This window comes from Porticoccus sp. GXU_MW_L64, from assembly GCF_052983295.1.
The window spans coordinates 34456-50937 of record NZ_JBRKJK010000010.1 but is presented as its reverse complement, the minus strand read 5'-3'; the positions used below and the strand labels follow the sequence as shown (position 1 = coordinate 50937).

General features: G+C 55.5%; 17 protein-coding genes, 1 tRNA gene and 1 pseudogene. 12 read left to right on the top strand and 7 right to left on the bottom strand.

All coding sequences use genetic code 11. The features are described from left to right. The first annotated feature begins 42 nt into the window (after positions 1-42). From ACVBEJ_RS09630 to ACVBEJ_RS09615, 4 genes are all read left to right on the top strand, one after another. Positions 43-492 carry a GatB/YqeY domain-containing protein gene (locus ACVBEJ_RS09630; RefSeq protein ID WP_447129418.1) on the top strand — a complete coding sequence of 150 codons (450 nt, stop codon included), beginning with the start codon at positions 43-45 and terminating at the stop codon, positions 490-492. 96 nt (positions 493-588) lie between these two features. Next, the gene (gene dnaG, locus ACVBEJ_RS09625) at positions 589-2565 is read left to right on the top strand and encodes a DNA primase (protein ID WP_447129417.1); all 1977 of its coding nucleotides are present in this window, start codon (positions 589-591) and stop codon (positions 2563-2565) included. A gap of 152 nt (positions 2566-2717) precedes the next feature. Then, complete coding sequence (rpoD, locus tag ACVBEJ_RS09620) at positions 2718-4529, top strand: RNA polymerase sigma factor RpoD (RefSeq protein WP_447129416.1); 1812 nt, start codon at positions 2718-2720, stop codon at positions 4527-4529. Positions 4530-4679: 150 nt separating this feature from the next. After that, positions 4680-4756, top strand: a tRNA-Ile gene (locus ACVBEJ_RS09615). Here ACVBEJ_RS09615 and ACVBEJ_RS09610 read toward each other — a convergent pair. From ACVBEJ_RS09610 to ACVBEJ_RS09585, 6 genes and pseudogenes are all read right to left on the bottom strand, one after another. After that, a pseudogene (locus ACVBEJ_RS09610) lies at positions 4735-4968 on the bottom strand (type II toxin-antitoxin system RelE/ParE family toxin); the annotation flags it as partial. The gene ACVBEJ_RS09615 and the pseudogene ACVBEJ_RS09610 overlap by 22 nt on opposite strands. 369 nt (positions 4969-5337) lie before the next feature. Beyond that, complete coding sequence (locus tag ACVBEJ_RS09605) at positions 5338-5589, bottom strand: type II toxin-antitoxin system ParD family antitoxin (RefSeq protein ID WP_447129415.1); 252 nt, start codon at positions 5587-5589, stop codon at positions 5338-5340. 76 nt (positions 5590-5665) lie between these two features. Continuing rightward, a complete protein-coding gene (locus tag ACVBEJ_RS09600; protein WP_447129414.1) occupies positions 5666-6073 on the bottom strand; it encodes a CBS domain-containing protein in 408 nt (135 codons plus the stop codon). Next, positions 6070-6420, bottom strand: a complete 351-nt coding sequence (locus ACVBEJ_RS09595) for a P-II family nitrogen regulator (RefSeq protein WP_447129413.1) — start codon at positions 6418-6420, stop codon at positions 6070-6072. Before ACVBEJ_RS09595 ends, ACVBEJ_RS09600 begins: the two co-directional genes overlap by 4 nt. Before the next feature lie 15 nt (positions 6421-6435). Next, entirely contained in the window at positions 6436-7245 is an 810-nt protein-coding gene (locus ACVBEJ_RS09590) for a DUF1538 domain-containing protein (protein ID WP_447129412.1), read from the bottom strand. Then, positions 7245-7985 carry a DUF1538 family protein gene (locus ACVBEJ_RS09585; RefSeq protein WP_447129411.1) on the bottom strand — a complete coding sequence of 247 codons (741 nt, stop codon included), beginning with the start codon at positions 7983-7985 and terminating at the stop codon, positions 7245-7247. The genes ACVBEJ_RS09590 and ACVBEJ_RS09585 overlap by 1 nt, the downstream gene beginning before the upstream one ends. A gap of 241 nt (positions 7986-8226) precedes the next feature. Between ACVBEJ_RS09585 and ACVBEJ_RS09580 the strand changes: the two genes are divergently transcribed. The 5 genes from ACVBEJ_RS09580 to ACVBEJ_RS09560 all read left to right on the top strand — a co-directional run bounded on the left by ACVBEJ_RS09580 (position 8227) and on the right by ACVBEJ_RS09560 (position 12686). Beyond that, the gene (locus ACVBEJ_RS09580) at positions 8227-8400 is read left to right on the top strand and encodes a DUF6435 family protein (protein WP_447129410.1); all 174 of its coding nucleotides are present in this window, start codon (positions 8227-8229) and stop codon (positions 8398-8400) included. A gap of 166 nt (positions 8401-8566) precedes the next feature. Next, positions 8567-9247 (top strand): cupin domain-containing protein, encoded by a 681-nt coding sequence (locus tag ACVBEJ_RS09575; RefSeq protein ID WP_447129409.1) that lies wholly within the window; start codon positions 8567-8569, stop codon positions 9245-9247. Positions 9248-9257: 10 nt separating this feature from the next. Beyond that, positions 9258-10109, top strand: a complete 852-nt coding sequence (locus tag ACVBEJ_RS09570; RefSeq protein ID WP_447129408.1) for a formylglycine-generating enzyme family protein — start codon at positions 9258-9260, stop codon at positions 10107-10109. A 78-nt stretch (positions 10110-10187) separates the two neighbouring features. Then, the gene (locus tag ACVBEJ_RS09565; protein WP_447129407.1) at positions 10188-11372 is read left to right on the top strand and encodes an HD-GYP domain-containing protein; all 1185 of its coding nucleotides are present in this window, start codon (positions 10188-10190) and stop codon (positions 11370-11372) included. Between the two features lie 144 nt (positions 11373-11516). Continuing rightward, positions 11517-12686, top strand: coding sequence for a putative bifunctional diguanylate cyclase/phosphodiesterase (locus ACVBEJ_RS09560; RefSeq protein ID WP_447129406.1), 1170 nt, complete (start codon positions 11517-11519; stop codon positions 12684-12686). 9 nt (positions 12687-12695) lie between these two features. Here ACVBEJ_RS09560 and ACVBEJ_RS09555 read toward each other — a convergent pair whose 3' ends face one another. After that, complete coding sequence (locus ACVBEJ_RS09555) at positions 12696-13502, bottom strand: ion transporter (protein ID WP_447129405.1); 807 nt, start codon at positions 13500-13502, stop codon at positions 12696-12698. A gap of 94 nt (positions 13503-13596) precedes the next feature. Between ACVBEJ_RS09555 and yciH the strand changes: the two genes are divergently transcribed. Genes yciH through greB form a run of 3 tightly spaced genes read left to right on the top strand, consistent with a single transcriptional unit; the run spans position 13597 to position 16375 of the window. Next, on the top strand, positions 13597-13920 hold the full coding sequence (gene yciH, locus ACVBEJ_RS09550) for a stress response translation initiation inhibitor YciH (protein ID WP_447129404.1): 324 nt from the start codon (positions 13597-13599) through the stop codon (positions 13918-13920). A gap of 14 nt (positions 13921-13934) precedes the next feature. Further along, positions 13935-15869 carry a dipeptidyl-peptidase 5 gene (locus ACVBEJ_RS09545; RefSeq protein ID WP_447129403.1) on the top strand — a complete coding sequence of 645 codons (1935 nt, stop codon included), beginning with the start codon at positions 13935-13937 and terminating at the stop codon, positions 15867-15869. A gap of 2 nt (positions 15870-15871) precedes the next feature. Next, complete coding sequence (gene greB, locus ACVBEJ_RS09540; protein ID WP_447129402.1) at positions 15872-16375, top strand: transcription elongation factor GreB; 504 nt, start codon at positions 15872-15874, stop codon at positions 16373-16375. The last annotated feature ends 107 nt before the right edge of the window (positions 16376-16482 follow it).

The window sequence follows — 16482 nt, the reverse complement described above, 5'->3', positions numbered from 1 at the left end:
GATAAAATCTGTCCTCTGTTTTCTGACTTCTGGATACTGAACATGAGCGACAGCCTGAAAGACCACATCAAAAGCGCCATGAAAGACGCCATGCGCAACAAGGAAAAGGCGCGCCTGGGCGTGATCCGCCTGATTCAAGCCGAAATCAAACGCATTGAAGTGGACGAGCGCATTGAGCTGGACGACGCCCGCACCCTGGCGGTGCTGGACAAAATGAGCAAACAGCGCCGGGATTCCCTCAACCAATACCAGGACGCCGGGCGCGACGACCTGGCGGCTCAGGAACAGCTGGAGCTGGACGTAATCGCTACCTTCCTGCCCGCCGCTCTCAGTGACGCTGAACTGGCACAAATCGTTGCCGACGCCATTGCCAGCACCGGTGCCAGTGGCATGGCAGACATGGGCAAGGTGATGGGTATTGTCAAACCCCAGGTGCAGGGCCGTGGCGATATGGGTGCGGTGAGCAAGATGGTTAAGGACAAACTGGGGTAACCATCACTGTCATCCTGAGCATAGCGAAGAATCTCACAAGTTTCCGAGCCTGAGATCCTCACGCCGCTACGCTCCTCAGGATGACGAAAATGAATCATGGCTGGAAAAATCCCCCAACACTTCCTCGACGACCTGCTGGATCGCGTTGACATTGTCGACGTGATCAACAGCCGGGTGCAGCTGAAAAAATCCGGCAAAAATTACAGCGCCTGCTGCCCGTTCCACGACGAGAAAACCCCCTCGTTCACTGTCAGCCCCGACAAACAGTTCTACTACTGCTTCGGCTGCCAGGCCAATGGCAATGCGCTGGGCTTTGTGATGGACTACGAGCGGTTGTCGTTCCCGGAGGCGGTGGAACAGCTGGCCAATTACATGGGCCTGGAAGTGCCCCGGGAAGAAACCACCCTCCTCGAAGACGAACGCGCCAAACACAAAAAACGCCTGTACAACACCCTGGACAAAGCAGACCAGTTTTACCGTCAGCAATTGCGCAGCCACCGCTCAGCACGCCAGGCGGTTGACTACCTGAAATCCCGAGGTCTGGACGGCCAAATCAGCGCCCGCTTCGGTATCGGCTACGCCCCGCCGGGGTGGGACAACCTGCTGCTGGAACTGGGGGAAGATGCCAGCTCCCTGCGCCTGCAGGCAGACACCGGCCTGCTGATCGAAAAACCGGAACAGAACAAACGCTACGACCGCTTCCGCAACCGCATCATGTTCCCCATTCGCGACACCCGGGGCCGCACCATCGCCTTTGGTGGCCGGGTACTCGGGGACGACAAACCCAAATATCTCAACTCCCCGGAAACTCCGGTATTCCACAAAGGCCGCGAACTCTACGGCTTGTACGAGGCCAATCAAAGCCCCGGCGAACTGGACAACGTGGTCGTGGTGGAAGGCTATATGGACGTGGTGGCCCTGGCCCAGTTTGGCATCGACAACGCCGTGGCCACCCTGGGCACCGCCGTCACCGGCCCCCACCTGGAAAAACTGTTCCGCTACACACCGGAAGTGGTGTTCTGTTTCGACGGCGACCGCGCCGGGCGCAAAGCCGCCCACCGCGCCCTGGAAAATTCCCTGCCCATGATGGAAGACGGCCGCTCCGCACGCTTCCTGTTTTTGCCGGACGGGGAAGACCCGGACAGCCTGGTGCGGGAAATTGGTGCCGAGCGCTTTCGCGACCGCCTGACAGAAGCTCTGCCCCTGTCGAAGTTTCTGTTTGCCACCGCTGGCGAAGGTGTAGACACCGATACACCGGATGGCAAAGCGCGGCTGGCCAAAAACGCCGCCCCGTACCTGAACAACATCCCGGAGAATATTTTCCGGGAATTGATGGTCGGGGAACTGGCCACCCTGACCGGCATGAACGCGGACAAACTGGACCAACTGATTCGCACCAGCGATCCCCTGCCGGAACCGGAGCCCACTCCCAAAGACACCACCGCCACTGATCTTCCCCCGGTGGACATGGGCAACCGGGACGAACCGCCGCCCTGGAGCGACCAGGACCACTACGGCCCGGAAAGCCCGCAGCAAGCTACCCTGGCACCGCCCCTCAACCGCAGCGGCAAAATTCAGCTCACCGCCGAGCGCACCGCCATCGCCATACTGCTGAACAACACCCAACTGGCACAACTGGCAGAAGATAGCGAGGCACTGTCGCAGTCACCCAACCCGGAAGCGCAACTGCTGGCGGCACTTATCCAATACCTGCAGCAAAACCCCGAAGCCTCCTCACACCAGATACTCGGCCACTGGCTGGGCGTGCACCGGGATGGCCAGGGGCCACTGCTGGCGGAAATTGCCGCCTGCGATGCCATTTACCCTCCGCAACACAGCGTTCGGGACAACGCCGCCGAATTTCAAGACGCCCTCAGCCTGACCCAAAGGCGCGCCATGGAAGCCCTGCCGTTGGAACAGCGGGTGCTGTTTTTGGTAAATAAAGCCGCTCCCAGCGAGCACGACATAAAAGCCGCCCTGCGGCTGCTGCCGGAAGCTCTGCGCAGTGACCTGGACAACGACCTGAAACAGCAGCTAAATCAGTTAATTAGGCAAAAAAGAACACCCGTATAAATCGCGCTTGTGAGTGCGCTAACAAAAGCCACCAAAAGCCTTGAAATTGCGCGACAACACTCCACATATTCAGTATAATCCCCCGCTATTTTTCACCACCGCCAAACGCCTTCCGGCCCCGGTGGTTCATTACGGAATGATTACGAGCAGAAATGACTGACGCCAGCCAACAACAATCGCGTATTAAAGAGTTGATCGCAAAAGGCCGTGAACAGGGCTACCTGACCTACGCCGAGGTCAACGACCACCTGCCGCAAGACATCTCTGATCCCGACCAGGTCGAAGACATCATCCAGATGATCAACGACATGGGCATCAACGTATTCGAAACCGCCCCCGATGCCGACCAGCTGCTGATGTCCAGCGGCGACAACACCACCGACGAAATCGCCGCCGCCGAAGCCGCCGCCGCCCTCGCCGCCGTGGAAACCGAACAGCACCGCACCACCGACCCGGTACGCATGTACATGCGCGAAATGGGTTCCGTGGAACTGCTGACCCGGGAAGGCGAAATCGAAATCGCCAAGCGCATTGAAGACGGCACCCGCGACACCATGGCCGCCCTCACCGAATGGCCCGGTGTGGTGGACGGCCTGCTGGCGGAATACGACCTGATCGCCAAAGAAGAACGCAAGCTGGAAGACATCATCAGCGGCTACCTGGATCCGGTAGAACACGTACCCTCCGCCCTCAGCAAGGCTCAGCAAAAAGCCGAGTCCGACGATGACGACGACGAGGAAGAAGAAAAAACCGGCCTGGACCCAGAAGAAGCCCGCGAGCGCTTCGAGGCCATGCGCAAGCAGTACACCAAAACCAAGCGCTCACTGAGCCGCAATGGTCGCGATTCAGCCGCCGCGCAAAAAAGCCTGAAAGAACTGGCAGAACTGTTCAAATTCTTCAAGCTGACCCCGCGCCAGATGGACCCCATGCTGGCCAACACCCGCAACGCCCTGAACGATGTGCGCAAGGAAGAACGCACCATCATGACCCTGTGCATCAAATACGGCAAAATGCCCCGCGCGGAATTTATCAACACCTTCCCCGGCAACGAGACCAACCCCAAGTGGCTGGCCAGTGTACTCAAGGGCAAGCCCGACTACGCCAAAACCCTGAAGGCCCAGGAAGAAGACATCAAGCGCAGTCAGCAAAAAATGGCGCAGATTGAAGAAATCCAACAGCTCACCATCGGCACCATCAAAGACATCAACCGCCGGGTATCCATCGGCCAGGCGAAAATGCGCCGCGCCAAAAAAGAAATGGTGGAAGCCAACCTGCGCCTGGTGATCTCCATTGCCAAAAAATACACCAATCGCGGCCTGCAATTCCTCGACCTGATCCAGGAAGGCAACATCGGCCTGATGAAAGCGGTGGACAAATTCGAATACCGCCGCGGCTACAAATTCTCCACCTACGCTACCTGGTGGATTCGCCAGGCGATCACCCGCTCCATCGCGGACCAGGCGCGCACCATCCGCATTCCGGTGCACATGATCGAAACCATCAACAAGCTCAACCGCATCTCCCGGCAAATGCTGCAAGAGATGGGCCGTGAGGCCACCCCGGAAGAACTGAGCGAACGCATGGAAATGCCGGAAGACAAAGTGCGCAAAGTGCTGAAAATCGCCAAGGAACCCATCTCCATGGAAACCCCCATCGGCGACGACGAAGACTCCCACCTGGGCGACTTTATCGAAGACACCAACATCCACTCCCCGGTGGACAGCGCCACCAAAGAGAGCCTCAACGAATCCACCAAAGACGTGCTCAACGGCCTCACCGCCCGGGAAGCCAAAGTGCTGCGTATGCGCTTTGGCATCGACATGAACACCGACCACACCCTGGAAGAAGTGGGCAAACAGTTCGACGTAACCCGGGAGCGGATTCGTCAAATCGAAGCCAAAGCCCTGCGCAAACTGCGCCACCCCAGCCGGTCGGAGCACTTGCGGAGCTTTTTGGACGAGTAACCCTAACCACCTCGTCATTGCGAGGGAGCGCAGCGACCGCGGCAATCTCCCGCCGCACACTGCACACCTAAAAAGAAAACAAAAAAGGCTGTTGAAAGCCTCAACAGCCCGACTATAATCAGCCTCCCGCATTCTTCGGGAGCACCCTAAGGGCCCTTAGCTCAGTTGGTTAGAGCAAACGACTCATAATCGTTAGGTCCACAGTTCAAGTCTGTGAGGGCCCACCATTTTTATCCACGTCCATACTTTTATGCAAAACCCGAATGATTGTTATCCCGGCTTTTATGGTTTGATAAACAATTAGATGGTGCACATGTCGGTGTATACGAACTGGAGGGGTAAATTCTTCGCGCTCACGACACATTAGAGGCTGCTCTGCCAACAACACCATAGCGGATTCAAGATCATCAAGATATTTGTCCGCTTGAAATTCGCCCCACTCACCGTAGCTATATAGCTAGGGGGCGTTCTCAATTAGTGAGCTGTTGCTGCTGGAGCCCATTTTGGCTCTCAGCTAGGCGCCGTGAGTGCTGTGTAGTCGCTCTACATGAGCGAGCAGTAACACCGCTGAGGGCCACTTTTGTTTTAAAGTAAGTGGGCCCAGCCCTTCGGGTTGCGCCTGAAATGGCGCCATACTGTGTTATTCGTCGCTCATTTGCTTTTCGTTTAAAAGAAAGTACCAAACCACTCTCCTCATGCCTTGTCTGGCGCCATTTCAGGCACAACAGCAATAACTCACTAATTGAGAACGCCCCTTAGACATCAACTAAGTCCCGCTCGGCCAATACCTGCTTTTTTATTACCGGCATCAGCGTTTAACGATCCCTGCTTTGGCGCGAGCTTTTTGTTTGATGGCTTGCATATCCAGTTCCCCTGCATCACCACTTTCCAGTCCTTCGGTAATAGCTTTTTGCAGAGCCTGAACTTTATCTGCACGCTGTTGATCTTTGCGAATAAGGTCGCGTACGTAATCGCTATTATTTGAGTAAAGTCCTGTGTCAATCTGCGCTTCTACCCAATCACGCATCTGATCGGGCAGGGAAATATTCATCGTTGCCATAACAATTGCCTTCTGTCGCATTTCGCCTGAATATGGCATTTTTTTGGCAAAGATTGTCAATTATGGATGCGTACACTCACCCCGAAATCTCCACCAACCCCTTCAACACCAGCTCGCTATACCCCACAACACCCACCACTTTGTCACCTTCAATCACCGGTGCACAAGCCAGGCCAAACTGGTCGAAAAGGCGGGAGCAGTAACGCACGTCCATGGTGGGCGGTACGCCGATAACGGGCTTGGTCATAATTTCGTAGATATTCACCCGATCCGGCGAGCGGTCGCGGGCCAGGACTTTTTTGGCGATATCGGAAAGTTGCACGATGCCGTATTCGTCGCGCTCGTGGCGCTTTTTCACAATCAACACGTTGGCACCGACCTTGGCCATTTCGTCAATGGCTTCCCTGACGGTTTTTAGGCCATCCAGTTCGATAAACTGGTTTTGCATTATGTCGCCAGCCTGAATCACTTTTTTACTGTTCATAGTTCATCTCCCACAACTTCGCTCAGTTCTTCTATCTGGTGTTTAACGCCGATGGCGTCTTCCACGTCCACTTGGAACGCAATGCCGGTTCCCGGTGTGTCGTCAAATTCTCCAGCGCGGCCTATTTCTTCCAGGATATGGCGGCTCAGGTGCTGCTCGACCAGGAACAACAGCACATCGCGTTGGGTATCCAGGCTCAGGCCAAAAAAAGTTTTGGACTTTTGCAGGCCTTCGCCACGGGCGTTGTTGATAATGGTCGAGCCGGTGGCCCCGGCTTTGCGGGCCGCCTCCAGCACCGCGTCGGATTTGTCATCGTCGGTAAATACGATAATCATTTTGAACTGCATACTGACTCTCCCAAACTAGTTATCTCGCAGTTGTTTATTCTGCTTGGCTCGCTTAAATATTTTCGCTTTGGCCTCGGCAATTTGCGCGTAGGCCATTACGCTGATAATCGGGAACAGGCTGGCAAAGGCGATCAGGCCAAAGCCATCGATCAGCGGGTTGCGCCCCGGCACCGTCTCCGACAATCCCAACCCCAACGCGGCCACCAGGGGCACGGTTACCGTAGAGGTGGTCACGCCGCCGGAGTCGTAGGCCAGCGGAATAATCATTTTCGGGGCCAGCCAGGTCTGGATAACCACCACTACGTAACCGGCAATAATGTAATAGTGAATCGGGTCGCCCGCGACGATGCGGTAGCAACCCAGGGAAATACCCATGGCCACTCCCAGGGCCACCGCAATGCGCAAGCTCCAAATACCGATAGCCCCACCAGACACTTCATTAGCCTTGATCGCCACCGCCAGTAGCGACGGCTCGGCAATGGTGGTGCTAAAACCAATCAGAAAGGCAAAGATGTATACCCAGTAATAGTCCAGCCAGCTGGCGCTGAGCAAGCTCGCCTGAGGGTCACCGAGAATAAAATCCACCGATGTCAGCTGCGCGGCCATGGTGCGACCCAGGGGGAACAGCGCCTTTTCCAGGCCCAGCAGAAACAGTGCCAGGCCGATCAGTACGTACACAAAACCGATTAACACCTTGCGCACATTGGGGATGGCGCGGCGAATCACCAGCAGCTGAAAGCCAAACAATACCACCGCAATGGGCACCACGTCCTTGATGGTAGCCAACGCCGTTGAAGCAAACTCCTGTAACAGCTCGACAAACATCAAATCAGCATCCCGTAGGCCATTACAAAGATCATCGGCGTCAGCGAGGCAAAGGCGATCAAGCCAAAGCCATCCAGCATCGGGTTGCGCCCTTTAATGGACGACGCCAGCCCCACCCCCAGGGCAGTGACCAGCGGAACAGTGATGGTGGATGTCGTAACGCCACCGGAGTCGTAGGCAATGCCGACAATTTCCCGAGGCGCAAAGGAGGTCATAATCACCACCAGTACATAACCGGCGATAATCAGGTAGTGGATGGGCCAGCCTTTCAGAATCCGCAGCACCCCGAGCACAATGGCAAAGCCCACCGACAGCGCCACGGTCAGGCGCAACCCGGAGGCGTAGCTGTTCATGGCGGCTTTGGAATCCTCAATGGCACCACCTTGCGCGGCGATGGACGCAGCCTCTGCAGCCACGGCAATCAAGGCAGGTTCGGCGATGGTAGTGCCAAACCCCAGGGCGAAGGCAAAAAGTATTAACCAGAACAAACTGCCCTTGCGGGCAAAGGCGTGGGCCATGGATTCGCCGATGGGGAACAGGCCAAGCTCCAAACCCTGTACAAAAAAGGTTAGCCCCAGTATCACCAACACCAGGCCGATAAACATTTCGGTCAGGTTGGGCAGGGGTTGCTGTAACACCACGAACTGAAAGAAAAGCACCACCGCCACAATGGGCAGCAAATCTTTGGCGCTGCTGAAAAAAGGCCTGCTTAAAGCAAGCAAAAAACGCGGTATATTCAAGGCAGCCGTAACCCTGTTGATTCACATGACAAGCAAGCAATAATAACGCCGACAATCATCGGGCAATTGATCTGGATTCACTGGACGGTAATTTTTAACAATTACACCAAATGGCACTCGGCTAACATCCCCCTCAAGCCCATATGCCTTCATGTTTTTTCACGGAATGAAGGGTAGTTTGGGTACATAAATATCAAACCCAGATCTGGCACCTGCCATTCCCCTGAAAAGAGAGGCAATTATGTTTAGCCTGTTTAAGCGCGACCCCAAGGCTCAACTTGAAAAGGACTACAATAAAAAACTGGAACAGGCCATGCAGACTCAAAGAAGTGGCGATATACGCGGCTATTCTGAGCTGAGTACAGAAGCCAATTCGATTTATGAACAATTACAGCAATTAGAGAAGGACGCGTAGATTGCACTATTAACCTGGCAATTATTTATGTGATCCTTCACATAAAAGAAAGTGGCGATGTTGCGCGAAACCTCTTGAATTTATTGGGCTCGCGCCAGACAGGTTCTGAAACTTCCCGGTAGTTTTACAGTCAACCCAATACCATACCTGTACCCTGTCTATTATTATGACCACACCATCCAGACTGAATAGCGATTTCGAGCTACCGGTTGTTATCCGACCCGGTGACTACCACTGGCTGCCCTCCCCCATGCCCGGGGTCGAACGCATGATGCTGGACCGTATCGGTGGCGAAGTGGCACGGGCCACCTCTATTGTTCGCTATGCCCCTCACAGCGAGTTTTCCGCGCATACACACAGCGGCGGAGAAGAGTTTTTTGTGCTCGATGGCGTATTTGCCGATGAACACGGCCACTACCCCAAAGGCAGCTACGTGCGTAACCCTATCGGCACGGCTCACACTCCGGTAATTGGCGCTGAAGGGGCAGTCATTTTTGTGAAGTTACAGCAGTTCCACAGCGACGACAGGCAGCAAAAAGTCATCGATACTTGTGCCAGCCCCTGGCAACCAGGCCTGGTAGACGGGCTGACGGTATTACCACTGCACGAGTTTGGTGCCGAGAGCGTCGCACTGGTAAGGTGGGCACCCAACACCCATTTTCAGGCTCACACTCACTGGGGAGGTGAAGAAATTTTTGTGCTTGAGGGCACCTTGCACGACGAACACGGCAGCTACCCGGCAGGCAGCTGGTTGCGCAGCCCTCATATGAGCAGCCACAACCCGTTCAGCCAAAACGATGGCGCGCTGATTTATGTAAAAACCGGCCATCTTCCACCCCCTCAATGAACCCTCCCCCATGAAGGCCATTTATAGCGCTTCAATTTTCTTTGCCCTGTGCCTGTTTACGCCCGGCCTTTGGTCAGGCGCGGCCACACAACACGTCATTCACTTGCCCGGCGGCACCTTTGCCATGGGTTGCTCCGCCAACGACAGTGGTTGCGATCCGGACGAAGGGCCCCCCGGTGGCGTTATGGTGTCTGTTGGCGCTTTTGCCATCGACAGCCACGAAACTTCCGTTGCGGAGTACCGGGCCTGCGTAGCAAGTGGCCACTGTTCGCTGCCCTTTGATTTCAAGCGCAACAAATACTGTACCTACAACGGGCCGGGGCGGGATCACTACCCGCTGAACTGCGTTAACTGGTTTCAGGCTCAGGCCTATTGTCAGTGGCGCGGTGGTCGCCTGCCGCTGGAGGCGGAATGGGAATACGCCGCCCGCGCAGGCAGCTCGGCGCGCAATCTGTGGGGCGACAGCGATGCCACCTGCCAGCAAGTGATTATGGACGACGGTGTTACCAGAGCAGACGCTGGCGAGGAAACCGATGGCTGCGGCCGCGACCTGCTGTGGCCCCGGGGTAGCCGCACCGCCAACTCGTTTGGCTTATACGATATGCAAGGCAGTGTTGCCGAGTGGGTAGCCAACCACTACGCCCCCAACGCCCATCAAGCACATTACGCAAACGGGCAGCTGGGCGAACCCGGCAACGGCCGCCTCAGAGTGATACGCGGTGGTGCCTGGGACGAGTCCGCCCGCCGCCAAACCCTGTCCAGCCGCTGGGCAAAAATCCCCGAGGGCCATCGCAGCATCTACGGGTCTAACGGTTTTCGTTGCGCTTATGACTTGCCTGCAAAGCAAATCAATGACCGTTAAAACTTCTACCGACACGGTGTAGACAGCACCGACGAGTGACACTATTCTCCAACACTATCAATAATCTGGAATGACTGAATGCGCCTTACCAAAGTCGCCGTAGGCAATCTGCAACCGGGCATGTTTGTCGCCGAACTGGATCGCCCCTGGCTAGAAACGCCGTTTGCCCTGCAGGGCTTTGTGGTGCGTGACCAGGACGAAGTGCACTACATTTCTCAATACGTGGATTACGTGTACGTTGATATCGACTACTCTGGCACCAAGATATTTTTGCCGGTTACTCCATCTGCTCCAAAAACCAGGCCAGAAGACCCGCGGTTGCGTATCAAAGCGGACTTTCACCAGGCCAAACTTTCCTTTGAAACGGCCAGCGAATCTCTGGATCGAGTATTCGACTCTTTATCCAAAGGCCGCCATACCGACATCAATGTAGTACGCAATGCGGTTAACCCACTGATAGACGGTGTGTTTCGCAATAAAGAGGCGGTCGCCGCTCTGGTGCGCTTAAAAGAGGCCAGTGACTACCGTTACAACCACGGCATTTCCATGGCGGTGTGGGGCGCCATTCTTGGCCGTCATCTGGGCCTGCACCGCACCGAGCTGGAAAAGCTGGTGGTGGGCTGCGCCATGTGCGATGTGGGCATGACCAAACTGTCTGGCGACTACCTGGAAAAGCCCGACCCGCTCACCGACGAACAGCGCAACTCCCTGAAGGAACACCCGCTGATTGGTTCCAAAATGGTGGCCGCCTCCGGAGAGGCGGATATGGAAATTCTCGCCATCATCGAAAACCACCACGAACGCTTTAATGGCTCTGGCTACCCTCGCGGAGTGGACGGCGCCGCTATTCCCCTGTTGGCGCGCATCGCCGGTCTGGTGGACACCTACGATGCCATGATTACCCCGCGCCCCTACGCTCCCTCGCGCAGCTCTTATGAAGCCGTACAGGAGCTGCTGGATATGAAGGGTGATAAGTTTCAGGAATCGTTGGTGGAACAATTTGTACAAGCCATCGGCCTGTTCCCCACCGGCTCACTGGTAGAACTGAACAGCGGCGAAGTGGGCATTGTCGTCAAGCAGAATGAAACCCGACGCCTGAAGCCGGAAGTGGTGCTGGTACTGGACAGCCACAAACAGCGGCGGCCCCAGGTGGAATTAACCGACCTGGCCGCATCCGGGCTGGTAGGCACTGACGCCCGCTGGATAGTGCGGGAACTGCAACCGGGCAGCTTTGGGGTGAATAGTGAAGAATATTTTATTTAGCCAATCTTTGAAAAACATCGCCATCGCGAGTGAAGCGCGGCGGCCCAGTGGCCACATTAAGAAAATCAAAGGCCTGCAAGACACTGGCTTGCTTCGCTGCGCTCGTAATAACGGAATCAGTGGTTATTACCGAGGCAGCCACTGATGGCCAGTTACCTGGGCCTTGTTGATCTCGCTGACTACGAGCACCTGGTAGACAGCCTTGGCTCCGAAAGCGCCAAGTACCTGCGCCAGGATTTCCTCAACCGTTTGCAACAATGGCCCCGCCCGGACGACAAAGCTCGAGTGCTGAAAAACCAGCGTTTTCTGGTCATTTTCAAAGGCATGAACAGCCCGGCGGCACTGGAACTGGCGGTAGCCAAGCTCGCGCGCCTGTTTGAAGAACCCTGCGACCTGCTGGGCGACCCGGTAGCCATACCCGTACACGCCGGTTTTACCCTGCTGCAAGACGATACCCAAACCGCCATTCAGGAAGCCCGCGCCGCGCTGCGCAGTGCCAAACGCAGCAACGAACTGCACCAGGTATACAGCGCGGAACAACAGGGCCGACTAAAAGATGAGCTACAGCTTATCAACAATCTGGAAGCCGCCGTTGAGTTGGGCGAGTTGCAACTTTATTACCAACCCAAAGTGCATGCCCGCCACAACAATCTGGTAGGGGCCGAAGCGTTGATGCGCTGGCACACCAAAAACCGCAAAGTACTGGCACCCGGTGATTTTATTCATACTGCCGAACAGTATCCGATTATTCGGCCAATGACCTGGTGGGCCATTAAATCCGCTCTGGCCACACTGTCGCGCTGGTCGCCGGAGCTAAGCATATCAGTCAATGTCACCCCCACCTTGCTGCTGGACGATGAAATTCTGACCGTTATCCGGGATGCCCTGGATATTTTTTCCGTCGAACCATCACGCCTGATTCTGGAAGTCACCGAAAATATTATGGTAGACAACCAACAGATGATGCTGGCGCAACTGGCAAAGCTGCGCAAAACCGGCGTCAAAGTTTCCATCGACGATTTTGGTACCGGCTACAGTTCGCTGGCGTACTTTCGTGACCTTCCCACCGACGAATTAAAAATCGACAAGAGCTTTGTATTGAAAATGCTCGGCTCACCCAAAGACCAGTCCATCGTTAAAACCGTGATCGACCTGGCCCACAATTTTTCATTGAAAGTCGTCGCCGAAGGGGTGGAAAACAAAGCCATTGCGGTGCGCCTGAAAGAGATGGGCTGCGACATTCTGCAGGGGTATTACTACGACAAACCGCTGCCGCTGGATGAATTTAATCAGCGCTACCGGCCCAGCCAGTGACGGGAATTTTTACAACTTCGCGCCACAAAACTTGCAGTGCACCGCGTCCCGGTCGTGGCCGCTTTTATCGCAGTTACGGCAACCACGGCCCACACGTTCGCGCTGCATTTCGTGGGCCAGCTCTGCGGTAAGAATGCCGGTGGGAATCGCAATAATCGAATAACCGGTCAACATGGCCATACTTGCGATCACCTTGCCAAAAGCCGTTACGGGCACAATATCGCCATATCCTACAGTGGTGATAGTAACGATAGTCCAGTAGATACTTTTGGGGATACTGGTAAAGCCGTTATCCGCCCCTTCCACCAGATACATCAAAGTGCCAAACACCGTACAGGCCACCAGTACCGCACTGAAAAAGATAAAAATCTTGCGCCTTGAATGGTACACCGAACGCATCAGCACATTGGCTTCACTGGTGTAGCGCAACAGTTTCAAAACCCGGAAAATACGCAACACCCGCAGCAGGCGAATCACCAGAATATAGTTGGCACCTTCGAAAAATAACCCCAGATACGTAGGCACAATAGACAGCAAGTCCACCAGCCCGTAAAAGCTGAAAATGTATTTCAGGGGCTTGGGTGCACAGTAAATCCGCACCAGATATTCCAGGGTAAACAGCGCCGTAAAACACCATTCGATAGTACGCAACTGATCCCCATAACGATCACCCACGGCAGTCACCGTATCCAGCATCACTGCCAGTACACTAATACTGATCAACCAGATCAGCACCAGGTCGAAGCGCCGTCCCGCTGGCGTGGCAGTGCCAAAAATAACCGTATTGAGTCGCTGGCGAAGGGGAGTGTCAGACATGACTGTATATTATCCTGAAGCTGATAAAACGATTGTAGCACCGTCAAGGTTTGAATGAATGAGTTACAATTCCGGCAACACAAAGGAGCCCGATATGAGCAAAAACAGCCGCCTGGTTTACTCCACCGATCAGGGACGCATTCAGCCCAACGAAACCGTGGCCCAGCGACCCAAAGGTGATGGCATTGTGCGCATCCACCGGGAAACCAAAGGTCGTAAGGGCAAAGGCGTCAGCCTGATTAGCGGGCTCGATTTACCAGATGCGGAGCTGAAAAAACTTGCCAAGCGATTAAAGCAACTGTGTGGCACCGGTGGCGCGGTAAAAGACGGCGTAATTGAGATTCAGGGGGACGCACGGGAAAAACTGAAGGCCGAACTGGAAAAACAAGGCCATACCGTCAAACTGGCAGGCGGCTAAGGCAAGGAACAAACATGAAGCACAGTGCCCCCTATGGCTCCTGGAAATCCCCCATTACCCCGGAATTGATCACCAAAGCCGCCCCCGGCCTGGATCAACCTCAGTGCGACAAAGGCAACCTCTACTGGCTGGAATCCCGTCCCTGGGAAGGCGGCCGCAATGTGGTGATGGGGCGCGACAGCGACGGCACCGCCAGGGATGTACTGCGCGCCCCTCTGGGCGCCCGAAGTAAAGTCCACGAATACGGCGGCGCCCCCTATCTGGTGGCGGACGACACACTCTATTTTTGCCTGGATGCCGACCAGCGCATCTACCGCCTGCCGCTGAATACCCCAAACGCTTTGCCAGAACCCCTGACACCAGAAAGCAATCAATTGCGCTACGCGGACTTCTGCTTTGACGCCACCCATCAACAACTGATTTGCGTTTGCGAAGACCACCGCACAGGCGGCCACGAACCCGTTAATACCCTGGTTGCCATTCCCTTGAACGGTTCGCAAACCATCACCACCCTGGTCAATGGCGCGGATTTTTACAGCAACCCCCGCATCAGTCCGGACGGCACAAAAATCAGCTGGCTGTGCTGGCACCACCCGCAAATGCCCTGGGACGGCACGGAATTGTGGCTGGCAGATTTCCACAAGGGCAGGCCAGCCAATGCCAAAAAAGTTGCTGGCGGCCCTGAAGAGTCTATCTTCCAGCCCCAGTGGTCGCCGGATGGAACACTGTATTTTGTCTCCGACCGCAGCAACTGGTGGAATATTTATCGCCTGGCCGAAGACGGCAACGCCGAAAATATTTGTCCCACAGAGGCAGAATTTGCCACTCCCCAGTGGGTATTTGGCATGTCTACCTACGGATTCCTGGATGCCGACACCATCGCCTGTTGCTACACCCAAAACAGTCACTGGTACCTGGCCACTATTGATATAAATACCGGCAATCTGCAAAACCACCCTTGCGGCTACAGCGACATTTCCGCCCTGCACTGCCATGATAGCTGCGCCTTTTTTATCGGCGCCTCGCCCAACGCAGCGCCGCAACTGGCGCAGCTGAAAAACAATCGGGTCAGTGCGGTTTATGGTGACACACCACTGCCCTTTGACAGCAGCTACCTGTCCACCCCCCAAGCCATCCGTTACCCCTGTACCAGTGACAGCGATGCCCAGGCCATTTACTACCCACCAGCCAACAAAGATTACCAGGCTCCGCAAGATGAATTGCCACCGCTGATGGTGATGTGTCACGGCGGCCCCACAGCCGCATCCGGCACCAGCCTGAATTTAAAAGCCCAGTTCTGGACCAGCCGGGGATTTGCAGTGCTGGATGTGAACTACCACGGCAGTACCGGCTTTGGCCGCCATTATCGGGATACCTTAAAAGGCAACTGGGGATTGTGTGATGTGGACGATGTAGTTATCGGCGCCGAGTACCTGGCCGCGCAAAAACTGGCCGACCCAAACCGAATGGCCATTCGCGGTGGCAGCGCCGGTGGCTATACCGTGCTGGCAGCGCTAACCTTCCACAATACCTTTAAAGCCGGTGCCAGCCTGTACGGTATCGGCGACCTGGAAATGCTGGCAGGAGATACCCACAAGTTTGAAGCCCGCTATATGGACAGCCTGGTTGGGCCCTATCCGGAAGCCAAAGATGTTTATCAGCAGCGCTCCCCCATCCACCATATCGAACAACTGGACAGCCCGGTGATCTTCCTGCAAGGCCTGGACGACAAAGTGGTACCACCCAATCAGGCAGAGGCCATGATCGCCGCTCTCAACAAAAAGAAAGTGGCCAACGCCTACGTGCCCTTTATGGGCGAGGGCCACGGCTTTCGCAAAGCGGGAAATATTATTCGCGCCTATGAAGCGGAGTTGTATTTTTACAGCAGGGTTTTCGGCTTCGAGCTGGCAGAGCCAGTGGAGCCAGTCCGCATCAACAATATGGACTGACCATGGGCCGCTACCGTCCACCGCAACCGAGAAGCTCCCCGTACATCACTGCCGCCGGTGCCGCTCGCCTTGAGGCAGAGCTCAAACAACTGTGGAAAGTGGAGCGCCCCCAGGTAACTGCCGCCGTGCAGGAAGCCGCCAAAAATGGCGACCGTTCGGAAAATGGCGATTACATCTACGGCAAAAAACGCCTGCGGGAAATCGACCGGCGGGTGCGCTACCTCAGCAAGCGCCTGGAAAATTTAACAGTGGTAGACCGCATTCCCGACAATCGCAATAAAGTGTTTTTCGGCGCCTGGGTAACCGTAGAAAACAGCGCTGGCGAGGAACACAAGTACCGCATTGTCGGTGCCGACGAACTGGACCCGGCACTGAATTACATCAGCGTAGATTCACCAATGGCAAAAGCATTATTGGGGAAAGAACTGGATGATGAGGTTTCGGTAGCCACCCCCTCCGGGCAGGAGGAGGTGGTCATCGCAGGAATTGATTACGAAGCGCCATAAAATGCAGTTCGGGTGGTACACAGCGGCACCTTTCGTGGAGTGAATCGGCTACTGCTTGATGTGACCGTGGCCAGCAGGGATGCTGGCCTCGAGCCCCCAGGGATGGG